This window comes from Rhodococcus sp. P3_B8 (assembly GCF_056402775.1).
Map to the genome: position 1 here is coordinate 1 of NZ_JBFUGT010000082.1, position 26,262 is coordinate 26,262.

Sequence of the window (26,262 nt, forward strand, 5' to 3'; positions counted from 1 at the left end):
CGTGTCGACCCCGTCCTCGATCTCGACGCTGTACGTGAATTCGCGTTCGGTGCCCTGCCCGATCTTGGTTCCGCTTCCGGGAACCACGTGCCAGGTGCCTGCGCCGACCGCCGTGAACGGACCTCCCTCGGGCAGCGCGCCCGAGGGAAGTTCGGCGGCGAAGTTACCGTCGGCCTCCGGCGGGATCCCGATGACGCTCGAACCGTCGGTGTCGCGGGACAGGGTGCCGAATCCGGGGGTGTCGGTCTCGGCCGTCGTCTCGCTGCCGCCGCCGGTGTCCCGGACCGCGTCGACCACCACGAGAACGGTGACCACCAGCAGGATCGGGATCGCGTAGGCCCGCCAGCCGTAGGTGGAGACGAACCGGCCGATGCGGCTCTGCTTCCGCGCCTGCCGCTCGGGGCGCGGGTTCCGGGGCCTGCCGACGTCGCGGCTGGTCGGGTCCCATTGCGCACGGAGCGGTTGATGCGACTGTGGTGCCGACTGCGAAGTGTGGGGACGGACGTCACGCTGGTCGATGCTGCGCGATCGTCGCTCCCCGTCCTCGGAGCTCTGGGGAGCCCGGCCGCGAACACGCGGTCCTCCTCGGTCAGTCACGCAGCCCAGAATCTCACAGTCCGGCACCGCCTCGTCCCAGCGCACCGTCCGCAGGTCATTCGGCGTGTCACGCAGAGGCGATCCGCAACGTCGCGGCTACCCGGGCGACCAGGCGCACCCGACCGCCGCAGGGTCCCAGTTACCGGTCAGGCAATATCCTTGACCGGGCGAGTCCAGCGAGTCCACCATGAACGGTTCACTACGCGCGGGTATCGTTCACACAGTTACACAGAATGTGACGCGGAATACTTGTGCAGATTGGAAGCGCTATGACTGAACTCGCGGATCGGACGAACTCCGATCGCGATGCCACCCCCGGAAAGGGCACCGGGGCCCGTCGCAGCACGCGACTCCCCCGTGACGCCCGGCGACTGCAGCTACTCGCCGCAGCCAGCGAGGTCTTCGTCACACGCGGATACCACGCTGCCGGTATGGACGAGATCGCCGAGTGCGCCGGTGTGAGCAAGCCCGTCCTCTACCAGCACTTCCCCGGCAAGCTCGAGCTGTACGTGGCGGTGTTGCAGAGCTATGTCGACAGCCTGATCTCCGGCGTCCGGCAGGCACTGCGCTCGACCACGGACAACAAGCAGCGTGTCCGCGCCGCGGTGCAGGCGTTCTTCGACTTCGTCGACAACGACTCGCAGGGTTTCCGGCTCGTGTTCGAGTCGGACCTCATGGGTGAGCCCCAGGTGCAGAGCCGCGTCGAGCAGGCCACCGAGGCGTGCGTGGACGCCGTGTTCGACCTCGTCAGCCACGACTCCGGTCTCGATCCCTACCGCGCCCGCATCCTCGCTGTCGGCCTCGTCGGCGCCAGCCAGTTCACCGCGCGGTACTGGCTCGAGGCGTCGCGCCCGATCCCGAAGGAAGAAGCGGTCGACACGACGGTCACGCTCGCGTGGGGCGGTCTGTCCCGCGTGCCGCTGCATCCCGAACAGCGCTGACACCGTGCACGAGAAAGGGCCCGCAGTCGAGTCGACTGCGGGCCCTTTCTCGTGTGTTCACTTGGTCGGAGCGAATCCGACCTTGCGGATATCGGACGGGCCGATCTCCACGTAGGCGATCTTGCTGGACTGCACGAGGTACTTGCGTCCCTTGTCGTCCTGCAGAGACAAGATCCCGTCGCCACCGGTGAGGGCGTCCGAGACCAATGTCTCGACCTCGTCCGGGGTCTGCTCGCTGCTGACGATGAGCTCACGCGGGCTGTCGATTACACCGATCTTGACCTCCACGGTCAACCTCCGAACTCTCCGAGAAACATCAGCTGTCCTGGCAAGGCTAATGCAGTGGCCGCCGCCGGTGCGCGTCCGTGGGCTGTGCCCTGAGCGAACATGCCGTCACACCTCACACAAGCCCGAGCACGGCCATGCGTTCGGCGTGCATCTCCTGCATGCGGTCGAACAGTGCGACGACGCCGTTGAGGTCGCCGGACGCGGAGATGACGAGTTCGGTGAGCGCCTCCCGCTGCGCGAGGACGAACTGTGCCTGGGTGATGGCCTCGCCGAGCAGTCGCCTGCCCCAGAGCATGAGGCGGTCCTTGTCGCGGTTGCTGGCCTTGATCGCCTGCTGCACCTCGTGGACGACGAACTCCGAGTGGCCGGTCTGCGAGAGCACCTCCTCGACCGTCCGCGAGACCTCGGCGGGCAGCGAGTGCCCGATCTCGCGGTAGAAGTCGGCGGCGATCCCGTCACCGACGTAGGCCTTCACCAATGCCTCGAGCCACGTCGACGGTGTGGTGGACGCGTGGTAGTTGTTCAGGGGGCGGACGAACGGATCCATCGCCTCGAAGATGTCGAACCCACGCGCGGTCAGCGCCTTCTCGAGCATCTCAAAGTGGCCCATCTCGGCGGCGGCCATGCTTGCGAGCGCCACTTTGCCCTGCAGGGTCCGCGCCATCTGCGCGTCCTCGGACAGCCGGTAGAACGCGGAGATCTCGCCGTACGCGAGGACCGCGAAGAGTTCACTGACGCCGGGGTGATCAGCGGGAATGGTGGAATCAGAGGATGCAGGCGTGTTGGGCTCCATGGCGCCACAGCCTAGTGGGTCACCCAGTGATGTTTGCCATGCGTAACCGGTTGTGGGGCGTTCTCCGGCTACAATGATCATGGGCAACCGCTCGTCACCACGTTCGCCTCCACGGAGAACGCGGTTTGAGTGATGATCGATCACGATCCGATCAGCGGTTCCCACCGATAATGTGCGCGCACCTGATCGACGGTCCCAGCCGCGCCTCGCCGAAATCTTCGATTTCAGCGCTGAGGCAGTGGCAGGATCGACTCGGAAGAGGACATCGACGAGCGTCGACTGGGAAATCGGGCCGACCAGCGGCCTGGCCCTTACCTCGTGCGTGCGTGCAGCTACGAGGAAGGCCAGTCCCCTGAGCAAGATCACTGTCGACCATGAAGACGACGCAACCGAGACCACGCTGTCGGCGCAACTCGACTCCACGCACGTCGCCCCCACTTTCGCCGAGCTCGGAGTGCGTGACGAGATCGTCCGCGCTCTCGACGAGATCGGCATCGAGCGGACGTTCGCGATCCAGGAGCTGACGCTCCCCCTCGCCCTCGCCGGCGACGACCTGATCGGTCAGGCCCGCACGGGCATGGGCAAGACGTTCGGTTTCGGCGTCCCGCTGCTCCACCGCATCTCCAGTGGCACCACCGGGACGGCCGCACTCGACGGCACTCCCCGCGCGCTGGTCATCGTCCCCACCCGCGAGCTGTGCATCCAGGTCACCAAGGACCTCGAGGGCGCAGCGAAGTATCTGAAGGGCGAGAAGAACAAGCTCGAGGTCCTCGCCATCTACGGTGGCCGCCCGTACGAGACGCAGATCGCGACGCTCCAGAAGGGCGCCGACGTCGTCGTGGGCACCCCGGGTCGTCTGCTCGACCTCGCCAACCAGGGTCATCTGATCCTGGGCAAGGTCGAGGTCCTCGTTCTCGACGAGGCCGACGAGATGCTCGACCTGGGCTTCCTGCCCGACATCGAGCGCATCCTCGGAATGGTGCCGGACAAGCGCCAGACGATGCTGTTCTCGGCGACCATGCCGGGTCCGATCATCACGCTCGCCCGCACGTTCCTCACCCAGCCGACGCACATCCGCGCCGAGCAGGCCGACGACTCGGCGGTGCACGACCGGACCAGCCAGCACATCTACCGGGCGCACGCGCTCGACAAGGCGGAGATGGTGGCCCGCGTGCTGCAGGCCGACGGCCGCGGCGCGACGATGATCTTCACCCGCACCAAGCGCACCGCCCAGAAGGTCGCCGACGATCTCGCCGAGCGGGGTTTCTCCGTCGGCTCCGTCCACGGCGACCTCAATCAGGTTGCTCGCGAGAAGGCGCTGAAGGCGTTCCGCACGGGCAAGATCGACGTGCTGGTCGCAACGGACGTCGCGGCCCGCGGCATCGATATCGACGATGTCACCCACGTCATCAACTACCAGTGCCCCGAGGACGAGAAGACGTACGTCCACCGGATCGGCCGCACCGGGCGGGCGGGCCGCACCGGCATCGCCGTGACGCTGGTGGACTGGGACGACATCCCCCGCTGGCAGCTCATCGACAAGGCTCTCGGCCTCGGCATCCCCGATCCGGCGGAGACGTACTCCAGCTCCCCGCACCTGTTCGAGGAGCTGTCGATCCCGGCCGGCGCGACCGGCACGATCAAGCGCCCCCGGGTGGAGAAGCCCGAGAAGGTCGCATCCGAGCGGAGCGAGAACACGGGCGCCGAGCGGAGCGAGAGCTCCGATATCGAGCAGGGCGAGAAGGCCGAGCGCACGGAGCGTCCGGCACGCACCCGCACCCGCCGCCGCACCCGTGGTGGCCGCCCCGCGGACTCCGTGGGCCCCAAGTCCGTGTCGCCGGAGCCGACGGCACCCGAATCCGCCGCTTCGAGCGGGGACACCGACGGCGAGGGTGCCTCCAAGCCCCGCCGGCGTCGTCGCCGCCGGACCACGAAGGTCGGCGCCGCCGCGACGAACGCGGAGTAAACAACCACCGTGCTCGCACCTGAGCGGCGCTCGCGCGCCGATCTCGTCGTCGCTGCCGGAATCGCCGTCGCGGTCGTGGTCGCCCTCACCGTGGTGTGGTTCCGTAGCGATGCCCGGGGCACCACCTCGGTCACCGCCGCCGAGCCGCCGCCTGCGCTCGTCACGGCCCTGACGGTTCCTGAGACGCTGAGCCCGATCTGGGACTCCGCCAGTTCCGCCACCTCCGCGCCCCTCGTCGTCGCTGGTGCGGTCGTCACCGCCGACGGTGGGGACGTCGTGGGACGGGACCGGATGTCGGGTACCGAGCTGTGGCGGTACGAGCGCGATCTCGACCTGTGCGGTGTGACGGCGTCGTGGGAGAAGGTCGTGGCCGTCTACCGCGACGACCGCGGCTGCTCCCAGGCCACCGAACTCGACGGCGGTACCGGTGAGCGTCTGGCCCAGCGGAGCAGCGACGCCGATTCCGAGGTGACGCTGAAGGCCGACGGTACGTATGTGGCATCTCTCGGCGACCGCCGGCTGGAATTGTGGCGCTCCGACCTCGTCCGCACCGTCGAGTACGGCCGGGTGGACGCGCCCGTGAACCCCAGGAGGCAGCCACGCAGCGGATGCACGCTGATCGACGTCGGTTCGAGTAGCAGCAGGCTGTCCGTTCTCGAGCGCTGTCCCGGCGAGGTAGCCGATCGTCTGACGGTCATGAACCCGTCGCCGAAGGACAATCAGGAACCCGAGGAGTACGGGTCGAGCGTCCTGGCGGGGGTGGATGCCGGCGTCGAGGGCGCTCGCATCCTCGGGGTGTCCGGCGAGACCACGGCCGTCTACCTCCCCGCCGGCCCGTCGTACGGACCGCGGATCGGCCTGTTCGACGGCACCGGCAACGCCGTGTCCGAATACGCGCTCACCGCCCGGGTCGGCCCGGACCCCGTCACGTCGACAGGCAGTTCGGCGGTCACCTGGTGGACCGGTTCGGACGTGGTGTCACTCGGCGCCTCCGATCTCGTACCGCGCTGGATCTTCCCGGGCGCTCTCGGCCCGGGAGCGGTGATGGCCGGAAACCTGCTGGTTCCGGTGGAATCCGGCATCGCCGTGCTCGACTTGTCGACCGGCGCGTTGCTTCGCACGATCCCGGTTGCGCGTGACGCCGCGGCGGGGCCGATCCTCACGACGGTGGCCGGCGACGTCGTCCTCGAACAGCGCGGCGATGCTGTCGTGGCGCTGCGCTGAGATCGCCCGTCACGCCGGTTCGGCGAACACCACGAGATAGCCGTCGAGGTCGCGGATCCAGATCTCGCGATGTCCCGCATTGGGATTGACGTGCACGTCCGTGACCACGTCGGCACCCGCCTCCCGCACCCTCGCAACGGTGCCGTCGAAGTCGGGGGTCTCGAACCAGATCGCCACCCCGTTTCCCCGCGGGAGCGAAGGATCGCCGAGGGGGCCGTGGTGGTGGCCCTCGTCGAGCCGGTGCAGTTGCAGGATCATGTGCCCGTCGACGAGGAGTTGCTCGTAGTCCCGTCCACCGTGGCCGCTGCGCGCGTCCAGGACCTTCCGGTACCACTCGCCTGCGCGTTCGACGTCGTCGACGGCGAGAAGCGGCTGAGCCCGCATCGTCAGAGTGTTGTTTCGAGGCGTGTCCGAGACTGTCATGGCCTCGACGTTAGCGCCGCGCACTCCCCCGCACTTGGACGAATGAGCATGCCGTCAACGGAAAGTGGCGCGGTACGCGGACGGTGAGACGCCGACCGTGCGCGAGAGGTGTTGTCGCAGCGACGTCGCGGTGCCGAATCCCGCGGCCGCCGCCATGTCGTCCACCGGCAGGTCGGTGTTCTCGAGCAGTTCGCGGGCGCGGATGATCCGCTGTTCGAGAACCCACTGCGTCGGCGACATCCCCGTCTCGGCCCGGAATCGCCGGGTGAACGTGCGCACGCTCATCGACTCCCACGCGGCCAGCTCCCGCAGCGACAGCGGTTGATCGAGATGCAACAGCGCCCGCGCCCGCGCTCGCGCCGTGGACGCACCGTCGGCGTCCGGGACGGGCTCGGTGATGAACTGCGCCTGACCACCGCTGCGATGAGGCGGCACGACCGTTCCCCGCGCCACCTCGTTGGCCACCGACGCACCGTGGTCGAGACGAATCATGTACAGGCACAGATCGATTCCGGACGCGACGCCGGCGGCGGTGAGCACGCCGCCGTCGTGCGTGTAGAGCACGCCGGGGTCCAGGTGCACGTCCGGGTAACGCCGCCGGAACGCGTCCGCCGACTTCCAGTGCGTCGTGGCACGCCGGTTCTCGAGAAGCCCTGCCGCGGCGAGGACGAACGAGCCCGTGCAGATCGATGCCACCCGCGTGCCCGGGCGAATGTGCGCGAGGGCGTCCGCGAGGTGGCGGGGCAGGCGCCCGTCCTCCGGCGGGTCGTAGTCCTGATCGGACGCCGGGATCACGACGGTGTCGGCCGTGCCGAGAAGTGCCGGGCCGTGCTCGACGGTGATCGTCACGTCGGTGTCGGTACGGACGGCGCCGGGTGTGAGGGTGCACGTGAGGACCTCGTACAGCGGTTCGCCCTCCCGCGATCGCGCCTCACCGAACAATCGGTGGACGATTCCGAACTCGATCGGGAGCAGACCGTCGCGCACGAACACGACCACGCGATGGCGACGCACGGTCCGCTTACCTCTCGAATCGGACATGGCCCGATTATTTCACATATCGTCCCACCGGCCACTGTCGCGGCCACCGCCGCGCGTCCATGATCGGAGAGGTCAGGACGACCGAGCGGAAGGCGAACCATGAAGATCCTGTGGGTATCGGCACATCCCGAACCGAAGTCCCTGAACGCGGCACTCCGCAGCGACGCCCTCTCGGCACTGCGCGGCGCCGACCACGACATCCGGACCTCGGACCTGTACGCGATGCGATGGAACCCGGTGGTGACGGCAGACGATTTCGGACACGACCCCCACCACCGCCTCCTCGTCGGCGCGCGGTCGGGTCAGGCCCTGACCGAGGGCACCCTGGCCCCCGACATCCGCGCCGAGCAGCGCAAACTCGCGTGGGCCGACGCGGTGATCGTGCAGTTCCCGCTGTGGTGGTACGGCATGCCCGCGATCCTCAAGGGCTGGTTCGACCGGGTCTTCGTCGAGGGGTACGGCTACGGACTGCGCCGCGAGGACGGCTCCACCCGGCGGTACGGCGACGGAACCCTGGCCGGCAAGCGGGCGATGACGGTCGTCAGTTTCGGCGGCAGCGCCGACAGCGCGGGCGCACGTGGGATCAACGGCCAGATGGACGAACTCCTGTTCCCGATCCACCACGGAATCTTCTGGTACACGGGGATGTCCGTACTGCCCCCGGTCCTGATCGACAGCGCGGACCGGTTGCCCGCCGAGCACTACCCGGGTGTCGCGGCCCGGTTGATCGATCGCCTGTCCGGCCTGTTCACCGACGCGCCGTTGCCTTTCCGCTCCCAGAACGGCGGCGACTACGACGCCCGGTTCGTGCTGCACGAGGACCGGGCGCCCGGCGTCACGGGACTGCGCGCCCACTACGCCGACGCGGAGTCCGGAACGCGTGAATCGGAGTCCGAAGTCCACACCACCGCGATCTGTAACGTGTTCTAATTCACGGCATGGCAACCTACGTGATCACCGGCGCCGCCTCGGGCATCGGGGCGGCGAGCCGCCGCACGCTCGAGTCCGGCGGTCATACCGTCATCGGAGTCGACCTCGCACACACCGACGTGACCGCCGACCTGTCGACCCCCGGCGGACGAACCGCGGCGGCCGACGCCGTGTCCGAGGCAAGCGGCGGAGTCGTGGACGGTCTCGTCTGTTGCGCAGGACTCGGCTCGCTGTCGCACGTCCCGGGCGGCAGGCTCGTCGCGGTCAACTACTTCGGGGCCGTGGAACTCGTGACGGCCMTGAAGCCCGCCCTCGAGCGCGCGGACGGCGCCTCGGTGGTGGTGATCTCGTCGAGCAGCACCACCACACAGCCGGGGATTCCCGAGAATCTGGTGACCGCGTGCCTCGACGGCGACGAGGCGGAGGCGGTGCGCATCGGCGACCAGGTGACCGCCATCCCGGCATACCCCGCGTCCAAGCTCGCATTGGCCTGGTGGATTCGGCGCGAAGCGGTACGGCCCGAGTGGATCGGCAACGGCATACGACTCAACGCGATCGCGCCGGGCATGATCGACACACCGATGACCAGCGGGGACGACCTCGACCCCGAACTGGCGAAGGCGCTGGACTTCTATCCGGTGCCGCTGGGCAGGCGCGGACGCCCGGACGAGATCGCCGCGCTCGTCGAGTTCCTGCTCGGACCGGGGTCGACACTGTTCTGCGGCAGCATCGTCTTCGCCGACGGGGGCACGGACGCCCAGTTACGCCAACAGGATTGGCCTGCCGCGTGGAATCCGACGCCGGAAGAACTTACTCGGCACTTCCAGGCGAAAACGTAGCCAGCTCGGATCCCGCCCAGTGCTTGGCGAGGTTCTCGGCCAGGTCCCGGTACGCCTGGGCACCCTTGTTCTTGCGCCCCGCCAGCACCGTGGCACCCGACGCCGTCGCCTCCGCGAATCGCACCGTCCGCGGGATCGGCGGCGCGAGGACCGGCAGGTTGTAGCGATCGGACACGTCGGAGAGCACGTCCCGGCTGTGCGTCGTGCGGGCGTCGTACAGCGTCGGCAGCGCTCCGAGCAGCACCAGGTCGGGGTTGGTGATCTGCTGCACCTCGGTGACCGTCCGCAGCAACTGCCCCACACCGCGGTGGGCGAGCGTCTCGCACTGCAACGGCACCAGTACCGACTGCGCCGCCGTGAGCCCGTTGAGCGTGAGCACACCGAGCGACGGCGGGCAGTCGAGGATGATCGTGTCGTAGTCGTCCAGCAACGGCGCCAGAGCGCGCTTGAGGGCGAACTCACGACCGGGACGCATGAGCAGCAACGCTTCCGCGCCCGCGAGGTCGATCGTCGCGGGCAGAAGGGCGACACCGTCCTCGGTGTCGATCACGGCCTCCTGCGCCGCCAGATCACCCGTCAGCACCTCGTGGACGGAGGCGTCCAGGCGGTCCGGGTTGTGCCCGAGGGAGAACGTCAGACATCCCTGCGGGTCGAGATCCACCACCAGGACCTTCTGGCCCAGCCCGACGAGGGCTGCGCCGAGAGAAGCGACCGTGGTGGTCTTCGCGACCCCACCCTTCTGATTTGCCACTGCTAGAACCGTTGTCACGGCTCGATCCTTACCTACTTCGTCCCCGGAGGCGAGCCATACACGCAGATTGACTGACATGATGGATGGATGCCACCCAGTGATTCGCCGCGCGGCCGTCGGATCGTCCTCCTCCGACACGGCGAAACGGAATGGGCCCGTTGGGGTAAACACACCGGTCGGACCGACGTCCACCTCACCGAACTGGGTGAAGCCCAGGCGCGGCGGGTGGGTCCGGCGATGGACGCCCTCGAACTGCGCGACCCCCTCGTCATCGTCAGCCCGCGGCAACGCGCCCGGGAGACGGCGGAGCTGGCGGGATTGAAGATCCAGCGCACCTGGGACGCGCTCGCCGAATGGGATTACGGGATCTACGAGGGCATGACGACCCCCGAGATCAGGCAGCAGGTGCCGGACTGGACCGTGTGGACGCACCCGTGCCCTCGCGGCGAACAGGCCGAGCAGGTGCACACCCGGTGCGACCTCGTACTGTCTGTCGCTCATTCGCAACTCGTCGACCGTGACGTGATCCTCGTCGGGCACGGTCACTTCTCGCGCGGGCTCATCGCCCGCTGGGCGGAGCTTCCCATCAGTGAGGGACGACGGTTCGCGATGTCGCCGGGCGCGTACTCCGTCCTCGGCTTCGAGCACGGGGCGCAACAGGTGGTCAGCCACAACGTGACAAGCGAGGAAGGTGCCCGATGATCAGACGCGCAGTACCCGAGGACGTCTCCGCGATCACCGCCATGATCTACGAACTCGCCGAACACCAGCGGGCCCGTGACGAGTGCACCGTCACCGCCGACCAGATCGACGACGCCCTGTTCGGTCCGCAGCCGTCGACCTTCGCCCACGTCGCGACGAACGACGACGACCGGGTCGTCGGGATCGCGGTGTGGTTCCGGAACTTCTCCACCTGGGACGGAACGCACGGCATCTACCTCGAGGACCTGTTCGTCAGCCCGTCGGAGCGCGGTTCCGGGCACGGCAAGGCCCTGCTCGCCACACTCGCGAAGGAGTGCGTCGACAACGGCTACACGCGACTGTCGTGGTCGGTGGTCAACTGGAACAAGCCGTCGATCGCGTTCTACGAGTCGCTGGACGCGCACCCGCAGGACGAATGGACCACGTACCGGCTGACCGGGGATCCGCTCGGCCGCCTCGCGTCCGAGGTGAGCTAGCGGTCCGATGGGTTGTCGGCGTCGGCCTCCTGGCCGTACTCGGCAGCCATCCACTTCGACGTGGGACTGCTGAACAKGCACCCGAGGGCCGCCACGACGACGACGCCGAGCAGCACACCGAAGAACGGCTGGTGCGAATCGGTGAGCAGCGACCACGCCACCGGGAGCAGGAGAAGTTGGGCGACGATCGCGATCGCCCGCCCCCAGCGCCGGCCGAAGATCAGCGCGAGCCCGGCGGCGAGCACGGCGCCCCCGAGAATCGCAAACCAGGCCGCGGTGCCGTATCCGCTGCTGACGCTCTGGTCGTGCCCGAGCAGTCCCCGGATGACCAGCACCACGGCGACACCGACCGCCACCGCGCCCTCGAGCGACACCAGGGCGCCCGCCGCGCGGACCGTGGTGGGCGTGGACTTGCTGAGAGACGGCTTCGGCACGTCGGCCAGCCTAGAACACCCCGTCGCCGGCGGCCTCGGATGGTGACACGTCCCGCCCCCGCTAGGCTTGGGCCCCGTGCGCGCGCTGCTGATCGTCAACCCCAATGCCACATCGACGACTCCGGCCGGGCGTGATCTCCTCGCCCACGCGCTGTCGAGCCGGGTGCGGTTGACGGTCGCGCACACGACACACCGCGGTCACGCCGCCGAACTTGCGCAGCAGGCCTGTGTGGACGGGATGGGCCTGATCATCGTCCACGGCGGAGACGGCACCGTGAACGAGGTGGTCAACGGACTGCTCGGCACCCCGGTACCGAAGTCGATGAGCGCGGTGACGGTGGGGCCGATTCCCCCGATCGCCGTCGTCCCCGGTGGGTCGGCGAACGTGTTCGCCCGCTCGCTCGGCATCGCGCCCGACCCGGTGGACGCCACCAACCAGCTCATCGATCTCCTCGCCCGCAGGCAGCGGCGCCGGATCGGGCTCGCGCACTGCGACAACCGCTGGTTCACGTTCAACGCCGGTCTCGGCTGGGACGCCCAGGTGTGTGAGGCGGTCGACATGCACCGCAAGAACGGGCGGCCGGCCACACCGGCGCAGTATGTCCGCGCGGCGGTGCGGGTGTTCTTCCGGTCGAAATACGCGGAGCCGACGCTCACCGTCGAGGTTCCCGATCACGATCCGGTCGAGGGCGTTCACTACGCATTCGTGTCGAACGCGAGTCCCTGGACGTATCTGAACAAGCGGGAAGTGCACACGAATCCCGACACCACCTACGACACCGGCCTCGGCGTCTTCGCGATGCGGTCCACCGCGATCCTCACCACGCTGCGGGTGGCCCGCCAGCTGCTGACCCCCGGAACCCGTCCGAAGGCGAAGAAGCTGGTCCGGGTCGACGACGTGCCGTCCGTGCGGATCTCCGCGTCGGAACCCATCGGACTGCAGATGGACGGCGACTACATCGGACTGCGCAAAGTCGTCGAGTTCGTGTCGGTGCCCGAGGCGCTGKATGTGGTCGCGCCGGCGCGACCCTGAGCAATTCTCGAGAATCGCCGTTTTCACCTAGCGGGAAGTGCCTGCACCGGGTACAAAGGACGGCGCACCTCGAAGGGCAGCCTAAGTACGTGAGCTCCCCCACGGTGCGGCGGTTTTCTATTGACATCCCGCCAGTTCGTGAAAGCATTCACAAGCAACAGTGCGGAAACATTCTCTACGCACACATGAACTCATGAAGACGAAACGGTGCATTTAGCACCCAGTTAAGGAGCAGAAGGATGGACTGGCGCCACAAGGCAATCTGTCGCGACGAAGACCCCGAGTTGTTCTTCCCTGTGGGCAACAGCGGTCCGGCTCTCGCGCAGATTGCTGATGCCAAGGTTGTCTGCAACCGCTGCCCGGTGACCGCCGAATGCCTCTCGTGGGCACTCGAGTCGGGCCAGGACGCCGGTGTGTGGGGCGGCATGAGCGAAGACGAGCGACGCGCACTCAAGCGCCGCAACGCTCGGACGCGTGCCCGCACCACCGTCTGATACTTCAGAAGGAGACGGGCCCGGCACCACATGGTGCCGGGCCTTTTGCTTGCCCCCCGATCAGTACCGCGGCCCACGACGGCCCAGCGGTACGCGTAACACGGCATCCGTTCCACCCTCCGGCCCGGGATGCAGCCCGAGGGAGCCGTTCAGCTCGGCGGCCACCAGAGTCCGGACGATCTGCAGACCGAGACGGTCGGACCGCTCGAGGCTGAAACCGGGCGGCAATCCCCTGCCGTCGTCGTGGATCACGACGTCCAGCCACCGCGCAGAACGCTCGGCCCTCATGGTGACCGTGCCCGGAGCGCCGGGTTCGAAGGCGTGCTCGATCGCGTTCTGCACGAGTTCGGTCAGCACCATCACCAGCGGCGTGGCCCGCTCCGCGGAGAACACCCCGAAGCTGCCCTCCCGGCGGACCTTGATCGGCGTACTCACCGTCGCCACGTCGGACAGGATCGGCACCAGACGGTCGACGACCTCGTCGAGGTTCACTTCCTCGTCCACCGACATCGACAACGTGTCGTGCACGAGGGCTATCGACGTGACGCGGCGCACCGATTCGCTCAGCGCCTGCCGGGCTTCCTCGTTGTTGGTGCGACGGGCCTGCAGTCGCAGGAGCGCCGCCACGGTCTGCAGATTGTTCTTCACCCGGTGATGGATCTCGCGGATCGTCGCGTCCTTGCTGAGCAGCGCGCGATCCCGCCTCTTCACCTCGGTGACGTCCCGCACGACGACGGCGGCGCCGACGCGCTTCCCGCCGGGTTTGAGGACCAGCGCCCGGAGCAGGACGGTCGCTCCCCTGGCCTCGATCTCCATGCGGCGGCCCGGCTTGTCGGCGATGGTGTCGCGGATGTACCCGGCGACCTCCTGCGACTCGAACGGATCCGTCACGAGCGACCGCGTGGTGGCGGCCAGGTTCTGGCCGATCAGGTCCGAGCTGAGACCCATCCGGTGATAGGCCGACAGCGCATTGGGACTCGCGTAGACCACGCTGCCGTCGGTGTCGAGGCGGATGAAGCCGTCGCCGGCGCGGGGACTCGAGTTGGTGTCCGACCGGGCCTCCCGGATCGGGAAGGTTCCGTCGCTGATCATCTGGCACAGATCATCGGCGCAGTCGAGATACGCGACCTCGAGCGGGCTCTGCGCCCGCTGGTGCGACAGGTTGGTGTCCCGGCTCAGGACCGCGATCACTTCGCCGTTCCACCGCACCGGGACCGCTTCCCCGCGCGGCGGCAGACCGGCGTGCCCGCCGCCGTCCTCGGGGCGCACGACGCGGCCCTCGAGCAGCGCCTGCAGCACCTGCGGGTGTTCCGACTCCGACACGACCGTCCCGACGACATCCTCCGGGAAGGCGGTCGACGCGGTGGTGGGCCTGCAGTGCGCGACGCAGATCACGGTGCCGGTCGAGTTGGTGGCCGCGGAATCCGTTCCGACCCAGAGCAGAACGTCCGCGAAGGAGAGGTCGGCGAGCAACTGCCACTCACCGACGACTCGCTGGAGGTGATCGACGGCCTCGCCGGGCAGGTCGGTGTGTTCGGCGAGCAGGTCACTCAGTGTGGACATCGTCGGTGGGTGTCAGCTCAGGAGATCACTGCGATCAGGTCGCCCTGCTGGATCACGTCGCCGACCTTGACGTCCACGGAGGTGACCGTGCCGGGCTCTTCGGCGATGACGGGGATCTCCATCTTCATCGACTCGAGGATGACGAGGGTGTCGCCCTCCTTCACCTCGTCACCCGCGCTCACCACAACCTGATACACCGTCGAAACCATTTCGGCGCGCACGTCTTCTGCCATTGTGATCCTTCACTCCCGGGTGTCGAGAAAGCCCTGTTGCAAGGACACCCAACCACACGTGGAAGACTGTGGTGAAAAGAAGGGAGATCTACTCATGGGTAAGCGTGGTCGTAAGAAGCGCAGTCGCAAGGGCAACGCCGCAAACCACGGCAAGCGTCCCAACGCCTGACGCGCCGTAGAACGCACCAGGGGCCGGAAAGCAGCGATGCTTTCCGGCCCCTGATTGCTGTTCTGACGAGTTATGCGTCGGGTTCGGTATTCGTAATGAGGATCGTCCGCCGCAACTCGATGGAGAGCCTCTGACGGAGGCTTTCCGGTGCGTGCTCCCCGCCGCACTTGCGGTTCACGAGGGACTTCACCTTCTCCTCGATGCCGTACGCCTCGAGGCACGACCCACACTCGTCGAGGTGCCTCTGCAGCCGCGCCCGCGACGCCTCATCGCATTCACGGTCCAGCATCAGCCAGACGTCCGCGATGACGGCGGAGCAGTCGAGCTGCTCGAATTCGTCCTGCTCGCTCACCGAGAAACCTCCTGCTCCGCGCTCACTGCACTGTCGCCGGGCACGTCGTCGGTGCCCCCACGGTTGAATCCACGTTCGCGTGCGACGTCGGCGAGCAGACCTCGGAGCTGCTTGCGCCCACGGTGCAGTCGCGACATCACGGTCCCGATCGGGGTGCCCATGATCTCGGCGATCTCCTTGTAGGGGAACCCCTCGACGTCGGCGTAGTAGACGGCCATCCGGAACTCCTCCGGCAGGGCCTGGAGTGCTTCCTTGATGTCGTCGTCGGGCAACGCGTCCAGAGCCTCGACCTCGGCGGACCGCAGACCGGTCGACGAATGTTCCGCCGTCGCCGCCAGCTGCCAGTCGGTGATCTCGTCGGTGGGGTACTGCGCGGGCTGGCGCTGCTTCTTGCGGTACGAGTTGATGTACGTGTTCGTGAGAATCCGGTACAGCCACGCCTTGAGGTTGGTGCCCTCGCGGAACGAACGGAACGCCGTGTAGGCCTTCACGTACGTCTCCTGCACGAGGTCCTCGGCGTCCGCCGGGTTTCTGGTCATCCTCAGAGCAGCGCCGTACAGCTGATCCAGAAGTGGGAGCGCGTCCCTTTCGAAACGCGCGATCAACTCGTCCTGTGGCTCGGCCTGGTCTGCCGTCGGACGGTCATGTTCCTGCACGCTGATCCCTTCGGTCGCCGTGGGCGTCAACGTTACCGCCAACTGCAGACGCGACGTGGGCTCCATCACCGAGGACATCACGATACGGACCACTCCCTTCGATGCACTGTTGTTCTGCAGGTACCAACACGCCTCCCGTCCGGTGTGTTCCCGACCGCGTGGCAGAGTGTCTGTCCATGGCCGGAACTGCCACTCCCGCGACGAAGCTGCTCGTGAAACACCGCGTCGACCACGCCGTGCACAGCTACGCGCACGATGCGCGGGCGGAGTCGTACGGTTCGGAGGCCGTCGACGCCCTGGGCGACACGGTCGGCGTCACCGCCCATCAGGTGTTCAAGACGCTGGTGATCAAACTCGACACCGGCAAGCTGGCTGTGGCGGTCGTGCCGGTGCCGGAGAAATTGTCGCTGAAGGCGGCGGCCGCGGCGCTGGGCGCGGGCAAGGCCGTGATGGCGGACCGTACCGAGGCGGAGCGCTCCACCGGGTACGTCTTCGGGGGCATCTCACCGCTCGGACAGCGCAAGGCACTCCCGACGGTCGTCGACGCGTCGGCGCTCGACTGGGACCGGGTGCTGTGCAGCGCCGGCAGGCGCGGACTCGAGATCGAACTCGCCCCCGCCGACCTGGTGCGGCTCAGCGGAGCCGTCACCGCTGCGGTCACAGCAGGCTGATCTGCTCCCCCACCTGCGCCTCGTCACGACCGGTTGCATCGGGGTCGAGGAGTTCCGGTCCGTTGTTCTTCACGCTGTTGACCAGCGTGGACACCCGCCGGACGGTGATGTCGGCGATGGCGTCGGGTGACACCTCGAGCAGATCCGTCGACGCGGGATGCTCGGGATCGAGCCACGCGGACCAGCGCTCGCGGGGCATCACCAGCGGCATCCGGTCGTGCACGTTCTCGAGCTGGGCGGCTGAGTCGACCGTGATGATGCTGCAGCTCAGGACAGGGGGCGACTCCGCGACCGCGGGATCGTGCCAGACCGACCACAGTCCGGCCATGTACAGGCGGGAGCCGTCCTCCGGCGACATGTAGTACGGGATCTTCTTCGCCTTACCCGACTTCTTCCCGGCCGCCGCCGCATCGACCTCGGTCTGCCACTCGTACCAGCCGTCCATCGGAACGAGGCAGCGCTTGTATGTGAACGCGTTCCGGAAGGCCGGTTTGTTGTCGACCGAATCCGCTCGCGCGTTGAACAGCACCGGCCCCTTGCCGAGCTCCTTCGTCCACGACGGCACGAGCCCCCACCGCATCCGCCGGATCCGCCGGGCGTCGTGGCGATCGACCACTGTCAGGACCTGCGTGGTGGGCGCCACGTTGAAGTCGGGCGGACTCTCCTCCTCGCCCGCCTCGTTGATCGCATCGAGGTCGGCCGCGAGTGTCGCGGGATTCGCAGTGGTCGCATACCTGCCGCACATGGCCACCAGAGTGGCACGAACCACCGACACCCGCGACACGCCGCCCACCCCGCCCGGCGACCCGCCCGATAGGCGAAGATGGAGACCGTGAGCCTGAGCCTGTGGAACGCCCCCCGTGCCGAAGCGCCCGTCGTCGCGACGGTCGCCCTTCCCGGATCGAAGTCGATCACCAATCGCGCGCTGATCCTCGCCGCACTCGCAAACGGTCCGTCCACCCTCACCGGGGCACTGCGCAGCCGGGACACCGACCTCATGATCGATGCCCTCCGCACGCTCGGCATCAGCATCGAGACGGTCGATGCCGACACGACGCTGCGGGTCACCCCCGCACAGCTCCAGGGTGGTGCGGTCGACTGCGGCCTGGCCGGGACCGTCATGCGGTTCCTTCCTCCGGTCGCGGCGCTCGCGAGCGGAACGGTTCACTTCGACGGGGACGAGCAGGCGCGGACCCGGCCCCTCGACACGATCCTCGGCGCGCTGCGCGGTCTCGGCGCGGACATCGACGGCGACTCCCTCCCGTTCACGGTCCGCGGTGCGGGCTCGCTGCGCGGTGGACGGGTCACCATCGACGCGTCCGGCTCGTCACAGTTCGTCTCCGGGCTGCTGCTGTCGGCGGCCGCGTTCGACGAGGGTGTCACCGTGCATCACGACGGCAAGACGGTCCCGTCCATGCCGCACATCGACATGACGGTCGAGATGCTGCGCGAGTCGGGCGTCGAGGTCACGACCCCGGCGACGGGCGGGGAGGCCGACACGTGGCGGGTGAGCCCCGGCGTCGTCCGGGCCGTCGACCGGGCGATCGAACCCGACCTGTCCAATGCCACCGCCTTCCTTGCCGCCGCCGCCGTCACCGGCGGCGAGGTGACCGTTCCCCTGTGGCCGAGCAGGACGACGCAACCCGGCGACGCGATCCGGGAGATCCTCCTGGCGATGGGCGCGGACGTCCGGCTGGACGGCGCGGACCTCACCGTCCGCGGTCCGCAGCAGCTGACCGGCATCGACATCGACTTGCACGACGTGGGCGAACTCACCCCGACCGTCGCGGCGCTCGCCGCACTCGCGGACGGTCCGTCGCACCTGCGGGGCATCGCGCACCTGCGCGGCCACGAGACCGACCGGCTGGCCGCACTCGCACACGAGATCAACTCGCTGGGCGGGGACGTCACCGAGACCGAGGACGGCCTCACGATCGTCCCGGAAGCCCTGCACGGTGGAACGTGGCGCTCCTACGCCGACCATCGGATGGCGACCGCGGGCGCCATCGTCGGACTGCGGGTCGACGGCATCCAGATCGAGGACGTCGGCACCACCGCCAAGACCCTGCCCGGCTTCGAGAACCTGTGGGCCACAATGCTGTCCGCAGCCGCGGGCACCGAGCGGAAGGCGAGCTTCTGAGTCGCAGGCAGTACGACGAGTCCGACGTCCGGGTGCGCCCGGGCCGAGGAACGCGCCCGCGCACGAAGACCCGGCCGGAGCACCTCGCCGCGGAGTCGGCGATGGTCGTCTCGGTCGACCGCGGCCGGTGGGGTTGCGTGCTGGGCGGCGACCCCGAGCGTCCCCTCGTCACCATGCGCGCCCGGGAACTGGGTCGCACGCCCATCGTGGTGGGCGACGAGGTGAGCGTCGTCGGTGACCTGTCCGGCAAGCCCGACACCCTGGCGCGGATCGTGCGGGTCGCCGAACGCTCCACGGTGCTGCGACGCACCGCCGACGACACCGATCCGTACGAGCGGATCGTCGTGGCCAACGCCCAGCAGCTGCTGATCGTCGTGGCGCTCGCAGACCCGCCGCCACGGACGGGATTCGTCGAACGTGCCCTCGTCGCCGCGTACGCGGGCGGGCTGAGTCCCATCGTGTGCCTGACGAAGAGCGATCTCGAGCCGCCCGAGGAGTTCGCGAGCGCGTTCGCCGACCTCGACGTTCCCGTCGTGGTGGCCGGTCGCGACGATCCGGTCGACGAGGTGCTGTCGATGCTGTCGGGCCGGCTCACCGCGCTGATCGGCCATTCGGGGGTCGGGAAGTCGACTCTCGTCAACCGCCTCGTGCCCGACGCCGATCGGGCCGTGGGCGTGGTCTCCGGCGTCGGCAAGGGCAGGCACACGTCCACGCAATCGGTCGCACTGCCGCTTCCGACGGGCGGCTGGGTGATCGACACTCCCGGCATCCGGTCGTTCGGACTGGCCCACATCTCCCCGGAGAACGTGGTGGCCGCGTTTTCCGATCTGGCCGCGGCCATCGAGGACTGCCCGAGAGGGTGTACCCACCTCGGCCCGCCCGCGGACCCGGAATGCGCGCTCGACCAGCTGGAGGGCAAGGCCGCCAAACGCGTCGACGCGGTCCGTCACCTCCTCACGGCCATCGCGTCCAACGAAGCCTGGTGAGGGACGAACCGCGTCTGTAGCGGAACTTTCCAGCGGAACTTTCTAGCGGGACAGCAGCGCGCGGAGACCGCGGCGCTTGCGGGTGCGCTTGATCGCGGTACTCAGCCCCTGACGGCGGCCGGTCACGGGATCGATTGTCGCCGTGGTGTTTCCACCGAACTTGCGCTCCGACGCCGTCTCCGGCGCGTCGTCCGCGGTCGCCTTGAGATACTTGTTCGGCAGCGACAGCTTGGCGATGGTGCGCCACGACTTCCCGTACTGCACGAGGAAGGGCCCAGTCGTGTACGGCAGGTCGTACTTGTCGCACAGTTCCCGCACCCGCACAGCGATCTCCGCGTAGCGGTTGCTCGGCAGGTCGGGGAACAGGTGGTGCTCGATCTGGTAGCTGAGGTTGCCGGACATGAAGTCCATCAGCTTGCCGCCCTCGATGTTCGCGCTACCGAGCATCTGCCGCAGGTACCACTGGGGCTGCGTTTCCTTGTCGATGTCCGCCTTGGTGAACTTCTCGGCGCCGTCCGGGAAGTGCCCGCAGAAGATGATCGCGTTGGTCCACACGTTGCGGATCATGTTCGCGGCGATGTTGGCGGTGAGCGTGCTCTTCCACGCGGGACCCGTGACCGCGGGGTGGATGACGTAGTCCTTGAGGATCTGCTTGCCGACCTTCTCGCCGACCTCGCGGAGCTTGCGCTGGGTCTCCTCGCTCGGCACGCGCCCCTTGGCGACCTTGCCGAGTTCGAGATGCTGCGCCGCGATTCCGTACTCGAAGAACAGCGCGAGCAGCGTGTTGTACAGGAGATTGCCGGTGTTGAACGGCTTCCACCGCTGGTCGCGCGTGACGCGCAGCAGCCCGTATCCCACGTCGTCGTCCATGCCGAGGACGTTGGTGTACTTGTGGTGAATGTAGTTGTGCGTCTGCTTCCAGTGAGCGGACGGACCCGTCACGTCCCACTCCCACGAGGTGGAGTGGATCTCGGGATCGTTCATCCAGTCCCACTGGCCGTGCATCACGTTGTGGCCGAGTTCCATGTTCTCGATGATCTTCGACAGCGAAAGCATGGCCGTGCCCGCCAGCCAAGCGGGACGCCGCTTGCTCGCGAAGAGAACGGCTCGGCCACCGATTTCGAGGGAACGCTGCAGTCTGATCGTGTTTCGCACGTACCGCGCGTCACGCTCCCCGCGGGACTCTTCGATATCGCGCCGGATCGCATCGAGCTCGCGTCCGAGCGACTCGATGTCGGCTTCGGTGAGATGTGCGTATTCCTTGACGTCTGCAATCGCCATGGGGGACCTCCTCCTGGCTGGGTCGACAGTTCACACCCGTGGGCGCTGACTCGACCTACCGTACCGTAAGTTACGACACCGTAGGTTACCYGAGTGTAGGTGTGAGTGAAATCACCGTCGGCGTCGCGGAATCTTGGCCTCCGCGCGGGCGCGCAACGCCGACAGCAGACCCCGCCGCTGCCCCGTGACGGGATCCGTACGCAACGTCTCGACCATGGCGGCACCCGCGTCACGGGCGTCACGGAACTTGCGTTCCGAGGACGTCTCCGGGGCGTCGTCCGCCGTCGCCCGCAGGAACCGGTCGGGCAGCGCGAGTTTGTGGATCGTGCGCAGAGCCAGCAGGTACTGCTTGGCGAGCGAACCCGTGGTGTACGGCAGGTCGTACTTCTCGCACAGCGCACGGACCTTCACCGCGATCTCCGGGTACCGGTTGCTCGGCAGGTCCGGGAACAGGTGATGCTCGATCTGGTAGCTGAGGTTCCCGCTCATGAAACCCATGACTTTGCCGGAATCGAAATTCGCGCTGCCGAGCATCTGCCGGAGATACCACTCGTGCCGGGTCTCGTTCTCGTATTCGTCCACCGTGAACTTCTCGGCACCGTCCGGGAAGTGCCCGCAGAAGATCACCACATAGGCCCACAGATTCCGCACGAGATTGGCGGTGGCATTGGCCGTGAGCGTCGACTTCCACGCCGGCCCCGCGAGCACCGGGAACAGGAGGAAGTCCTTGCCGACCTGGCGGAAGATCTTGCGACCGAAATCCTTGTTGGCCTGGGAATTGAGCTGCCCCTTCTCCGCGCCCTCGAGCTCGGCGGCGAACGTGAGGTCGTGGAGCGCAATACCCCACTCGAACGTGGCGGCCAGGATGATGTTGGCGAAGGGCTGCAGCAGATTGATCGGCCGCCACTCCTCGTCGCGGGTCATCCTGAGGATGCCGAACCCCACATCGGAATCCATTCCCACGATGTTGGTGAACGTGTGGTGGGAGTAGTTGTGCGCCCGCTTCCAATGCTCCGAGGGGCCCGTCTGATCCCACTCCCACGACATGGAGTGGATCTCCGGATCGTTCATCCAGTCCCACTGGCCGTGCATCACGTTGTGGCCGAGTTCCATGTTCTCGATGATCTTCGAGAGGGAGAGCATCGCGGTGCCCGCGAGCCACGCCGGGCGGTAGCGGCTTCCGAACAACGCAAGCCGGCCACCGAGCTCCAACAGCCGTTGCGCCCTGATGGCCCGGCGGATGTAGCGGGCGTCGCGAACGCCCCGCGAATCCTCCACGTCGAGCCGGATCGCATCCAACTCACGCCCGAGCGATTCGATGTCCGCTTCGGTCAGATGCGCGAACTCTTTGATGTCGGTGATCGCCACCGTGCTCCTCCGTCTGGTGAGAGTCCGAGAATAGCGGAGTCAGGTGAACAACACGCTCACGCTTACGCGTCGAGCGTGCAGTCCCCTGCCGCCGCGGAGATACAAGTCTGGACTCGGTCACCTTCGGCGTGCTGCTTGCCCGACCTCAGGTCGATGGCATGCCCAGCGAGAATCGGCACGACACAGGTCTGGCAGATACCCATCCGGCAGCCGAACGGCATCAGTGCCCCGACCTTCTCACCGGCCTCGAGGAGAGTGGTCGCACCGTCGATCGACACGGTCTTGTCGGCCTTGGCGAACGTCACGGTCCCGCCCTCGCCGGACGTGTCCGCGCGGGAGACGGCGAACCGCTCGAGGTGCAACTTGTTCTCGATGCCCTCGTCGCGCCACAGCGTCTCGATCTCGTCGAGCATCGGCAGCGGGCCGCAGGCCCACGTCTGCCGTTCACGCCAGTCCGGGCACACCTCGTCGAGCGAGGACAACGCGAACTTGCCCTGACTGCGGGTGAGCTGGATCTTGCACCGGAAGTCGTCGTGCTCCTCGTGGAGCTGGGTGAGCTCGTCGGCGAACATCACGTCGGCGTCGGTGGGCGCCGAGTGGACGTGGAAGACGTCGGGAAGCTGACCGCGCCGGTTCATCGTGCGCAGCATCGCCATCACGGGCGTGATGCCACTGCCCGCGGTGAGGAACAGGATCCGCTCCGGCGGCGGGTCGGGCAGCGCGAAGTTGCCCGTGGGGGTCGCGAGCCGCACGATCGTCCCCGAGGGCACACCGTTGACGAGGTGACTCGACAGGAATCCCTCGGGCATCGCCTTGACGGCGATGGAGATGAGCTTGTCGTCCCAGTTCGGCGGCGAGGTGAGCGAGTACGAGCGCCAGTGCCAGCGTCCGTCGATGTGCAGACCGATCCCGATGTACTGGCCGGGCTCGTAGTCGAAATCGAATCCCCAGCCCGGCTTGATGACGATCGTGGCCGAGTCCGCGGTCTCCGCGCGCACCTCCACGATCTGTCCACGCAGTTCGCGAGCCGACCACAGCGGGTTGGCCAGGTGCAGGTAGTCGTCGGGCAGCAACGGCGTCGTGAGCCGTGCCGCCGCGCCACGCAACCAATTGAGCTTGGACCGCTTGGCGGGCACGACCGCTGCTGCGGGCGCCTCGATCCAATCCTTCAGACCCATCCGACCTCCACCTTTTCCGTCATGACCTACGCTACCGTAGGTTATCAAGTTACGGTACCGTAGGTTACCCCAAGGTAAGAGGACGTACCGGTCAGAGTAGTTCGAGCAGGAACGGAAGCTCCTGAGTGGCGTACCACGCCAGCACATGATCCTCCGCGTCACCGAGAACGAACTCTGCGTCGGGGTCCCCGAGATCCGCCTCGTCGATCGCCGACACGGCCCGCTCGATGTCCGGCTCCGCCTCCGCCAGATCCACGTGCACGGACGCGACCGTGCCGATCGTCACCGGACCGGGCAACCGGACCACGGCGTCGTCGAGGTCCGGCCGCGGCGTCACGTCGTCCACGTCCGCGGCGACCACGGCGCGACGGAACCGAACCCCGTCGCTCCCGCTCTCCCCCACCCGGCCCGCGATCAGTCGCAGCGAGGCCCGGGCCGCCTCGGCCATCGCGACCTCGGCCAGTTCCTCGTCATCGCCCGACGAGTACGCCTCGCGGAGCGTGGGGGTGACGGCGAACGCGGTACGGCTCATCGGATCGAACTCCCGGTCGGCGACGAGCCGCTGGAGGATCTCGATCGTCGCGGGAACGTACACCCTCGTCATGCGTCACCCGTCATTCGCACCGCGGACTTCTCACCGGCTGGCATCCAACAACTCCTCGAGAGATTCGTACAGCAGCGCCGCCACCACGTCCACGTCGGCCATGGCGTCACGGTCTGCATTCAAACCGTAGTAGACGTTGCCGTCGTAGGACGTCAGGCCGATGCTCAAAGTCTGGTTTTTCAGCAGCGGCGACACCGGATACATCTCGAGCATCCGCGCTCCCCCGACGTACAGCGGCAGCTGCGGACCCGGCGCGTTGGTGATCATCAGATTGAACATTCGCTGCGAGAAACTGCTCGCGACACGGGCACTCATCGCGTGCAGCGTGGCCGGCGCGAATCCCGACAAACGCACCAGGGTCTCCGCGGTGACCCGCTGACTCTGCTTCGCGTGCGCCTCCATCGCATGCGCCACGTGCGACAGCCGCACCACGGCATTCGGTTCCCCGACCGGAAGGTCGATGAGGAACGACGACACCATGCTCCGCGGATCCGCCCACTCGTCGCGGCGTGACGCCTCGTCGTCGGCCTCGGGATCCGTCGCGTACACGGACATCGGGACCATGGCCCGGACCGTGGTCGACTCGGCCACCGGCTCGCCGCGGGAGAGCAGCCAGTACCGCATCGCACCCGACACGACCGCGAGGATGACGTCGTTGACCTCACACCCGTACTGCGCGCGGATCTTCCGGTAGTCACCCAGTTCGGTCTTGACCACCGCGAAGCGCCGATTGCGGGAAATGGTCGCGTTCAGCGGACTCGCCGGCGCCACCTGCGTGGCGGTGCGCACGACGGCGGCCACCTTGCCGACGGCGCGCACTGTCTCGCCGAGCGCAGACGCCATGTCACCCAACGTCATCCGCAGCGCCGCCAGCCCTTCGCCCGGCCGCGCCACCATCTCCGCCAGCGCCCCGGCGATGAGGGTGGACTCACTGGGGGCGGGGCTCGGCATCCACAGTTCCTCGGCCATGGGCCGCCGGGTCTTCGCCGGGTCCAGGATCACCTGGCCGATCTCGAGCGCCGTCTCGCCGTCGACCAGCGAGGAATGGGACTTCGTGAAGATGGCGAAGCGATTGTTCGACAACCCCTCCACCAGGTACATCTCCCACAGCGGTCGCGTGTTGTCGAGCGGCCGCGACGTGAGCCGCGCGACCAGATCGTGCAACTGAGCATCCGATCCCGGCTTCGGCAGCGCCGACCGCCGGACGTGGTACTCGATGTCGAAGTCCTGGTCGTCCACCCACACCGGCCGCGACAGTCCCAGCGCCACCTCCCGCACCTTCTGCCGGTAGCGGGGCACCAGGCTCAGCCGTTCCTCGACGAGGCTCAGTAATTCCTCGTAGGACAACCCGTTTCGCGGCTTGCGGAAGATCGCGAGCGACCCCACGTGCATCGGCGTGCTGCTCGCCTCGAGAAAGTAGAACGACGCGTCCTGCGTAGTCAGTCTCGTCACCATATCGGCGCCTGTCCCCCTTGCATCCCGTCTCGATCGACCTCGAGAAGTATCGCTATCTCGTCCGCGGTGGCGCCGCCATCGACGTGGTGGACACCCACCATCCCGACGGCCACCGCACCCCGGGAATTGACCGACAGGTCGTCGACGAAGATACAGTCCCCCGGGGCCAGACCGAGCGCGTCGGCCGTCAGCCGGTAGATCCGCGGATCAGGTTTGGCCACACCGACATCCCCGGACAGTACGACCTGATCGACCAGCCGGCCGTCACCGAGTTCCCGCAGCCACTGCGCGCCGGGACCACCGGGATCGTTGCTGAGGATCGCGGTACGCACCCCACGAGTCCGGGCACCGGCAAGGACGGACGACAGGCCGTCCATGTCCGAACCGGGACCCGCGAGAACTCCTCCGAAGTCCAATATCAATCCCCACACGTCCCCACCCTAGGGTCCGCTCACCGGTTCGGCGACACGACGACGGGATCCGTGCGAGTATGACCGCTACGACGGCCGTCTCATGCCGAAACCGGGGGGTAAGAAATGAGTGAGTCCTACACGTTCCTGTCACGGGTGCCGCGCTTCGAGCCGGCCGCCGGTGACGTTCCCGCACCACCTCTGCCGGGGCGTTCGGCGGTGCCGTCGGGCGGGCGGCACGCGGCCGGGCGCGGCAGGCACCGC

31 protein-coding genes are annotated in these 26,262 nt (G+C 67.7%); 13 read left to right on the forward strand and 18 right to left on the reverse strand.

The genetic code is table 11. From position 1 onward, the window contains the following. Positions 1-642: DUF3152 domain-containing protein (locus tag AC1D1G_RS23145; RefSeq protein WP_477953824.1), on the reverse strand; the 642-nt coding region annotated here is incomplete at its 3' end. A gap of 224 nt (positions 643-866) precedes the next feature. On the opposite strand from AC1D1G_RS23145, the gene AC1D1G_RS23150 reads away from it, so the two are divergent. After that, positions 867-1,538: an HTH-type transcriptional activator FasR gene (locus AC1D1G_RS23150; RefSeq protein ID WP_009479561.1), complete on the forward strand. Its 672-nt coding sequence runs from the start codon at positions 867-869 to the stop codon at positions 1,536-1,538. Positions 1,539-1,595: 57 nt separating this feature from the next. On the opposite strand, the gene AC1D1G_RS23155 is transcribed toward AC1D1G_RS23150, so the two are convergent. Both AC1D1G_RS23155 and AC1D1G_RS23160 read right to left on the reverse strand, forming a co-directional pair. Next, positions 1,596-1,826: a DUF3107 domain-containing protein gene (locus AC1D1G_RS23155; protein ID WP_005259708.1), complete on the reverse strand. Its 231-nt coding sequence runs from the start codon at positions 1,824-1,826 to the stop codon at positions 1,596-1,598. A gap of 112 nt (positions 1,827-1,938) precedes the next feature. Continuing rightward, complete coding sequence (locus AC1D1G_RS23160; protein ID WP_009479559.1) at positions 1,939-2,619, reverse strand: ferritin-like fold-containing protein; 681 nt, start codon at positions 2,617-2,619, stop codon at positions 1,939-1,941. Between the two features lie 322 nt (positions 2,620-2,941). Here AC1D1G_RS23160 and AC1D1G_RS23165 point away from each other — a divergent pair, with 322 nt between their 5' ends. Then, on the forward strand, positions 2,942-4,585 hold the full coding sequence (locus tag AC1D1G_RS23165) for a DEAD/DEAH box helicase (protein WP_477953839.1): 1,644 nt from the start codon (positions 2,942-2,944) through the stop codon (positions 4,583-4,585). Positions 4,586-4,594: 9 nt separating this feature from the next. Continuing rightward, positions 4,595-5,809, forward strand: coding sequence for an Rv3212 family protein (locus AC1D1G_RS23170; protein WP_477953825.1), 1,215 nt, complete (start codon positions 4,595-4,597; stop codon positions 5,807-5,809). A gap of 9 nt (positions 5,810-5,818) precedes the next feature. Here the strand turns inward: AC1D1G_RS23170 and AC1D1G_RS23175 are convergent, their stop codons facing one another. After that, positions 5,819-6,232, reverse strand: coding sequence for a VOC family protein (locus tag AC1D1G_RS23175; protein WP_280781646.1), 414 nt, complete (start codon positions 6,230-6,232; stop codon positions 5,819-5,821). 54 nt (positions 6,233-6,286) lie between these two features. After that, positions 6,287-7,273 (reverse strand): GlxA family transcriptional regulator, encoded by a 987-nt coding sequence (locus AC1D1G_RS23180; protein ID WP_477953826.1) that lies wholly within the window; start codon positions 7,271-7,273, stop codon positions 6,287-6,289. A gap of 99 nt (positions 7,274-7,372) precedes the next feature. Between AC1D1G_RS23180 and AC1D1G_RS23185 the strand changes: the two genes are divergently transcribed. Further along, positions 7,373-8,203 (forward strand): NAD(P)H-dependent oxidoreductase, encoded by an 831-nt coding sequence (locus tag AC1D1G_RS23185; protein ID WP_477953828.1) that lies wholly within the window; start codon positions 7,373-7,375, stop codon positions 8,201-8,203. A gap of 8 nt (positions 8,204-8,211) precedes the next feature. Next, positions 8,212-9,042, forward strand: a complete 831-nt coding sequence (locus tag AC1D1G_RS23190) for an SDR family oxidoreductase (protein ID WP_477953829.1) — start codon at positions 8,212-8,214, stop codon at positions 9,040-9,042. Here the strand turns inward: AC1D1G_RS23190 and AC1D1G_RS23195 are convergent. Then, a complete protein-coding gene (locus tag AC1D1G_RS23195) occupies positions 9,014-9,811 on the reverse strand; it encodes a ParA family protein (protein WP_105413157.1) in 798 nt (265 codons plus the stop codon). The two genes, AC1D1G_RS23190 and AC1D1G_RS23195, sit on opposite strands and share 29 nt — an antisense overlap. Before the next feature lie 69 nt (positions 9,812-9,880). Between AC1D1G_RS23195 and AC1D1G_RS23200 the strand changes: the two genes are divergently transcribed. Both AC1D1G_RS23200 and AC1D1G_RS23205 read left to right on the forward strand, forming a co-directional pair. After that, positions 9,881-10,495, forward strand: a complete 615-nt coding sequence (locus AC1D1G_RS23200) for an acid phosphatase (protein WP_283335223.1) — start codon at positions 9,881-9,883, stop codon at positions 10,493-10,495. After that, on the forward strand, positions 10,492-10,971 hold the full coding sequence (locus AC1D1G_RS23205; protein ID WP_280781641.1) for a GNAT family N-acetyltransferase: 480 nt from the start codon (positions 10,492-10,494) through the stop codon (positions 10,969-10,971). Before AC1D1G_RS23200 ends, AC1D1G_RS23205 begins: the two co-directional genes overlap by 4 nt. On the opposite strand, the gene AC1D1G_RS23210 is transcribed toward AC1D1G_RS23205, so the two are convergent. Then, positions 10,968-11,405 carry a hypothetical protein gene (locus tag AC1D1G_RS23210; RefSeq protein WP_477953831.1) on the reverse strand — a complete coding sequence of 146 codons (438 nt, stop codon included), beginning with the start codon at positions 11,403-11,405 and terminating at the stop codon, positions 10,968-10,970. The genes AC1D1G_RS23205 and AC1D1G_RS23210 overlap by 4 nt on opposite strands. Before the next feature lie 76 nt (positions 11,406-11,481). Between AC1D1G_RS23210 and AC1D1G_RS23215 the strand changes: the two genes are divergently transcribed. Further along, positions 11,482-12,438, forward strand: a complete 957-nt coding sequence (locus tag AC1D1G_RS23215) for a diacylglycerol/lipid kinase family protein (RefSeq protein ID WP_477953832.1) — start codon at positions 11,482-11,484, stop codon at positions 12,436-12,438. Between the two features lie 239 nt (positions 12,439-12,677). Beyond that, positions 12,678-12,932: a WhiB family transcriptional regulator gene (locus AC1D1G_RS23220; protein ID WP_005240099.1), complete on the forward strand. Its 255-nt coding sequence runs from the start codon at positions 12,678-12,680 to the stop codon at positions 12,930-12,932. A gap of 60 nt (positions 12,933-12,992) precedes the next feature. Here the strand turns inward: AC1D1G_RS23220 and AC1D1G_RS23225 are convergent, their stop codons facing one another. Together AC1D1G_RS23225 and AC1D1G_RS23230 are read right to left on the reverse strand one after the other, a co-directional pair. Further along, the gene (locus tag AC1D1G_RS23225) at positions 12,993-14,495 is read right to left on the reverse strand and encodes a sensor histidine kinase (RefSeq protein ID WP_280781639.1); all 1,503 of its coding nucleotides are present in this window, start codon (positions 14,493-14,495) and stop codon (positions 12,993-12,995) included. A gap of 17 nt (positions 14,496-14,512) precedes the next feature. Then, positions 14,513-14,728 carry a biotin/lipoyl-binding carrier protein gene (locus AC1D1G_RS23230; RefSeq protein ID WP_005240095.1) on the reverse strand — a complete coding sequence of 72 codons (216 nt, stop codon included), beginning with the start codon at positions 14,726-14,728 and terminating at the stop codon, positions 14,513-14,515. 94 nt (positions 14,729-14,822) lie between these two features. Between AC1D1G_RS23230 and AC1D1G_RS23235 the strand changes: the two genes are divergently transcribed. Next, a complete protein-coding gene (locus tag AC1D1G_RS23235; RefSeq protein ID WP_022597109.1) occupies positions 14,823-14,897 on the forward strand; it encodes a 50S ribosomal protein bL37 in 75 nt (24 codons plus the stop codon). A 70-nt stretch (positions 14,898-14,967) separates the two neighbouring features. On the opposite strand, the gene rsrA is transcribed toward AC1D1G_RS23235, so the two are convergent. Further along, positions 14,968-15,249 carry a mycothiol system anti-sigma-R factor gene (gene rsrA / locus AC1D1G_RS23240; protein ID WP_005240092.1) on the reverse strand — a complete coding sequence of 94 codons (282 nt, stop codon included), beginning with the start codon at positions 15,247-15,249 and terminating at the stop codon, positions 14,968-14,970. After that, positions 15,246-15,983 carry a sigma-70 family RNA polymerase sigma factor gene (locus tag AC1D1G_RS23245; RefSeq protein WP_280781772.1) on the reverse strand — a complete coding sequence of 246 codons (738 nt, stop codon included), beginning with the start codon at positions 15,981-15,983 and terminating at the stop codon, positions 15,246-15,248. The genes rsrA and AC1D1G_RS23245 overlap by 4 nt, the downstream gene beginning before the upstream one ends. 98 nt (positions 15,984-16,081) lie before the next feature. Here AC1D1G_RS23245 and ybaK point away from each other — a divergent pair, with 98 nt between their 5' ends. Next, positions 16,082-16,576, forward strand: coding sequence for a Cys-tRNA(Pro) deacylase (gene ybaK, locus AC1D1G_RS23250; RefSeq protein WP_280781638.1), 495 nt, complete (start codon positions 16,082-16,084; stop codon positions 16,574-16,576). Here ybaK and AC1D1G_RS23255 read toward each other — a convergent pair. Next, complete coding sequence (locus AC1D1G_RS23255; RefSeq protein ID WP_477953841.1) at positions 16,563-17,321, reverse strand: SOS response-associated peptidase; 759 nt, start codon at positions 17,319-17,321, stop codon at positions 16,563-16,565. The genes ybaK and AC1D1G_RS23255 overlap by 14 nt on opposite strands. 78 nt (positions 17,322-17,399) lie before the next feature. On the opposite strand from AC1D1G_RS23255, the gene aroA reads away from it, so the two are divergent. Further along, entirely contained in the window at positions 17,400-18,716 is a 1,317-nt protein-coding gene (gene aroA / locus AC1D1G_RS23260) for a 3-phosphoshikimate 1-carboxyvinyltransferase (RefSeq protein WP_477953834.1), read from the forward strand. Then, positions 18,662-19,702 carry a ribosome small subunit-dependent GTPase A gene (gene rsgA, locus AC1D1G_RS23265; protein WP_477953836.1) on the forward strand — a complete coding sequence of 347 codons (1,041 nt, stop codon included), beginning with the start codon at positions 18,662-18,664 and terminating at the stop codon, positions 19,700-19,702. The genes aroA and rsgA overlap by 55 nt, the downstream gene beginning before the upstream one ends. A 42-nt stretch (positions 19,703-19,744) precedes the next feature. Here the strand turns inward: rsgA and AC1D1G_RS23270 are convergent, their stop codons facing one another. The 6 genes from AC1D1G_RS23270 to AC1D1G_RS23295 form a co-directional block, all read right to left on the reverse strand. Further along, the gene (locus tag AC1D1G_RS23270; RefSeq protein WP_105413163.1) at positions 19,745-20,983 is read right to left on the reverse strand and encodes a fatty acid desaturase family protein; all 1,239 of its coding nucleotides are present in this window, start codon (positions 20,981-20,983) and stop codon (positions 19,745-19,747) included. Between the two features lie 111 nt (positions 20,984-21,094). Beyond that, positions 21,095-22,351 carry a fatty acid desaturase family protein gene (locus AC1D1G_RS23275; protein ID WP_005259736.1) on the reverse strand — a complete coding sequence of 419 codons (1,257 nt, stop codon included), beginning with the start codon at positions 22,349-22,351 and terminating at the stop codon, positions 21,095-21,097. Between the two features lie 62 nt (positions 22,352-22,413). Continuing rightward, positions 22,414-23,529, reverse strand: coding sequence for a ferredoxin reductase (locus AC1D1G_RS23280; RefSeq protein WP_105413165.1), 1,116 nt, complete (start codon positions 23,527-23,529; stop codon positions 22,414-22,416). A 91-nt stretch (positions 23,530-23,620) separates the two neighbouring features. Further along, positions 23,621-24,133: a DUF6912 family protein gene (locus tag AC1D1G_RS23285; RefSeq protein ID WP_009479537.1), complete on the reverse strand. Its 513-nt coding sequence runs from the start codon at positions 24,131-24,133 to the stop codon at positions 23,621-23,623. A 30-nt stretch (positions 24,134-24,163) separates the two neighbouring features. Continuing rightward, on the reverse strand, positions 24,164-25,588 hold the full coding sequence (locus AC1D1G_RS23290) for a WS/DGAT/MGAT family O-acyltransferase (protein WP_280781633.1): 1,425 nt from the start codon (positions 25,586-25,588) through the stop codon (positions 24,164-24,166). Continuing rightward, positions 25,582-26,019: an HAD-IA family hydrolase gene (locus tag AC1D1G_RS23295; RefSeq protein WP_477953838.1), complete on the reverse strand. Its 438-nt coding sequence runs from the start codon at positions 26,017-26,019 to the stop codon at positions 25,582-25,584. The genes AC1D1G_RS23290 and AC1D1G_RS23295 overlap by 7 nt, the downstream gene beginning before the upstream one ends. Positions 26,020-26,262 lie beyond the last annotated feature (243 nt).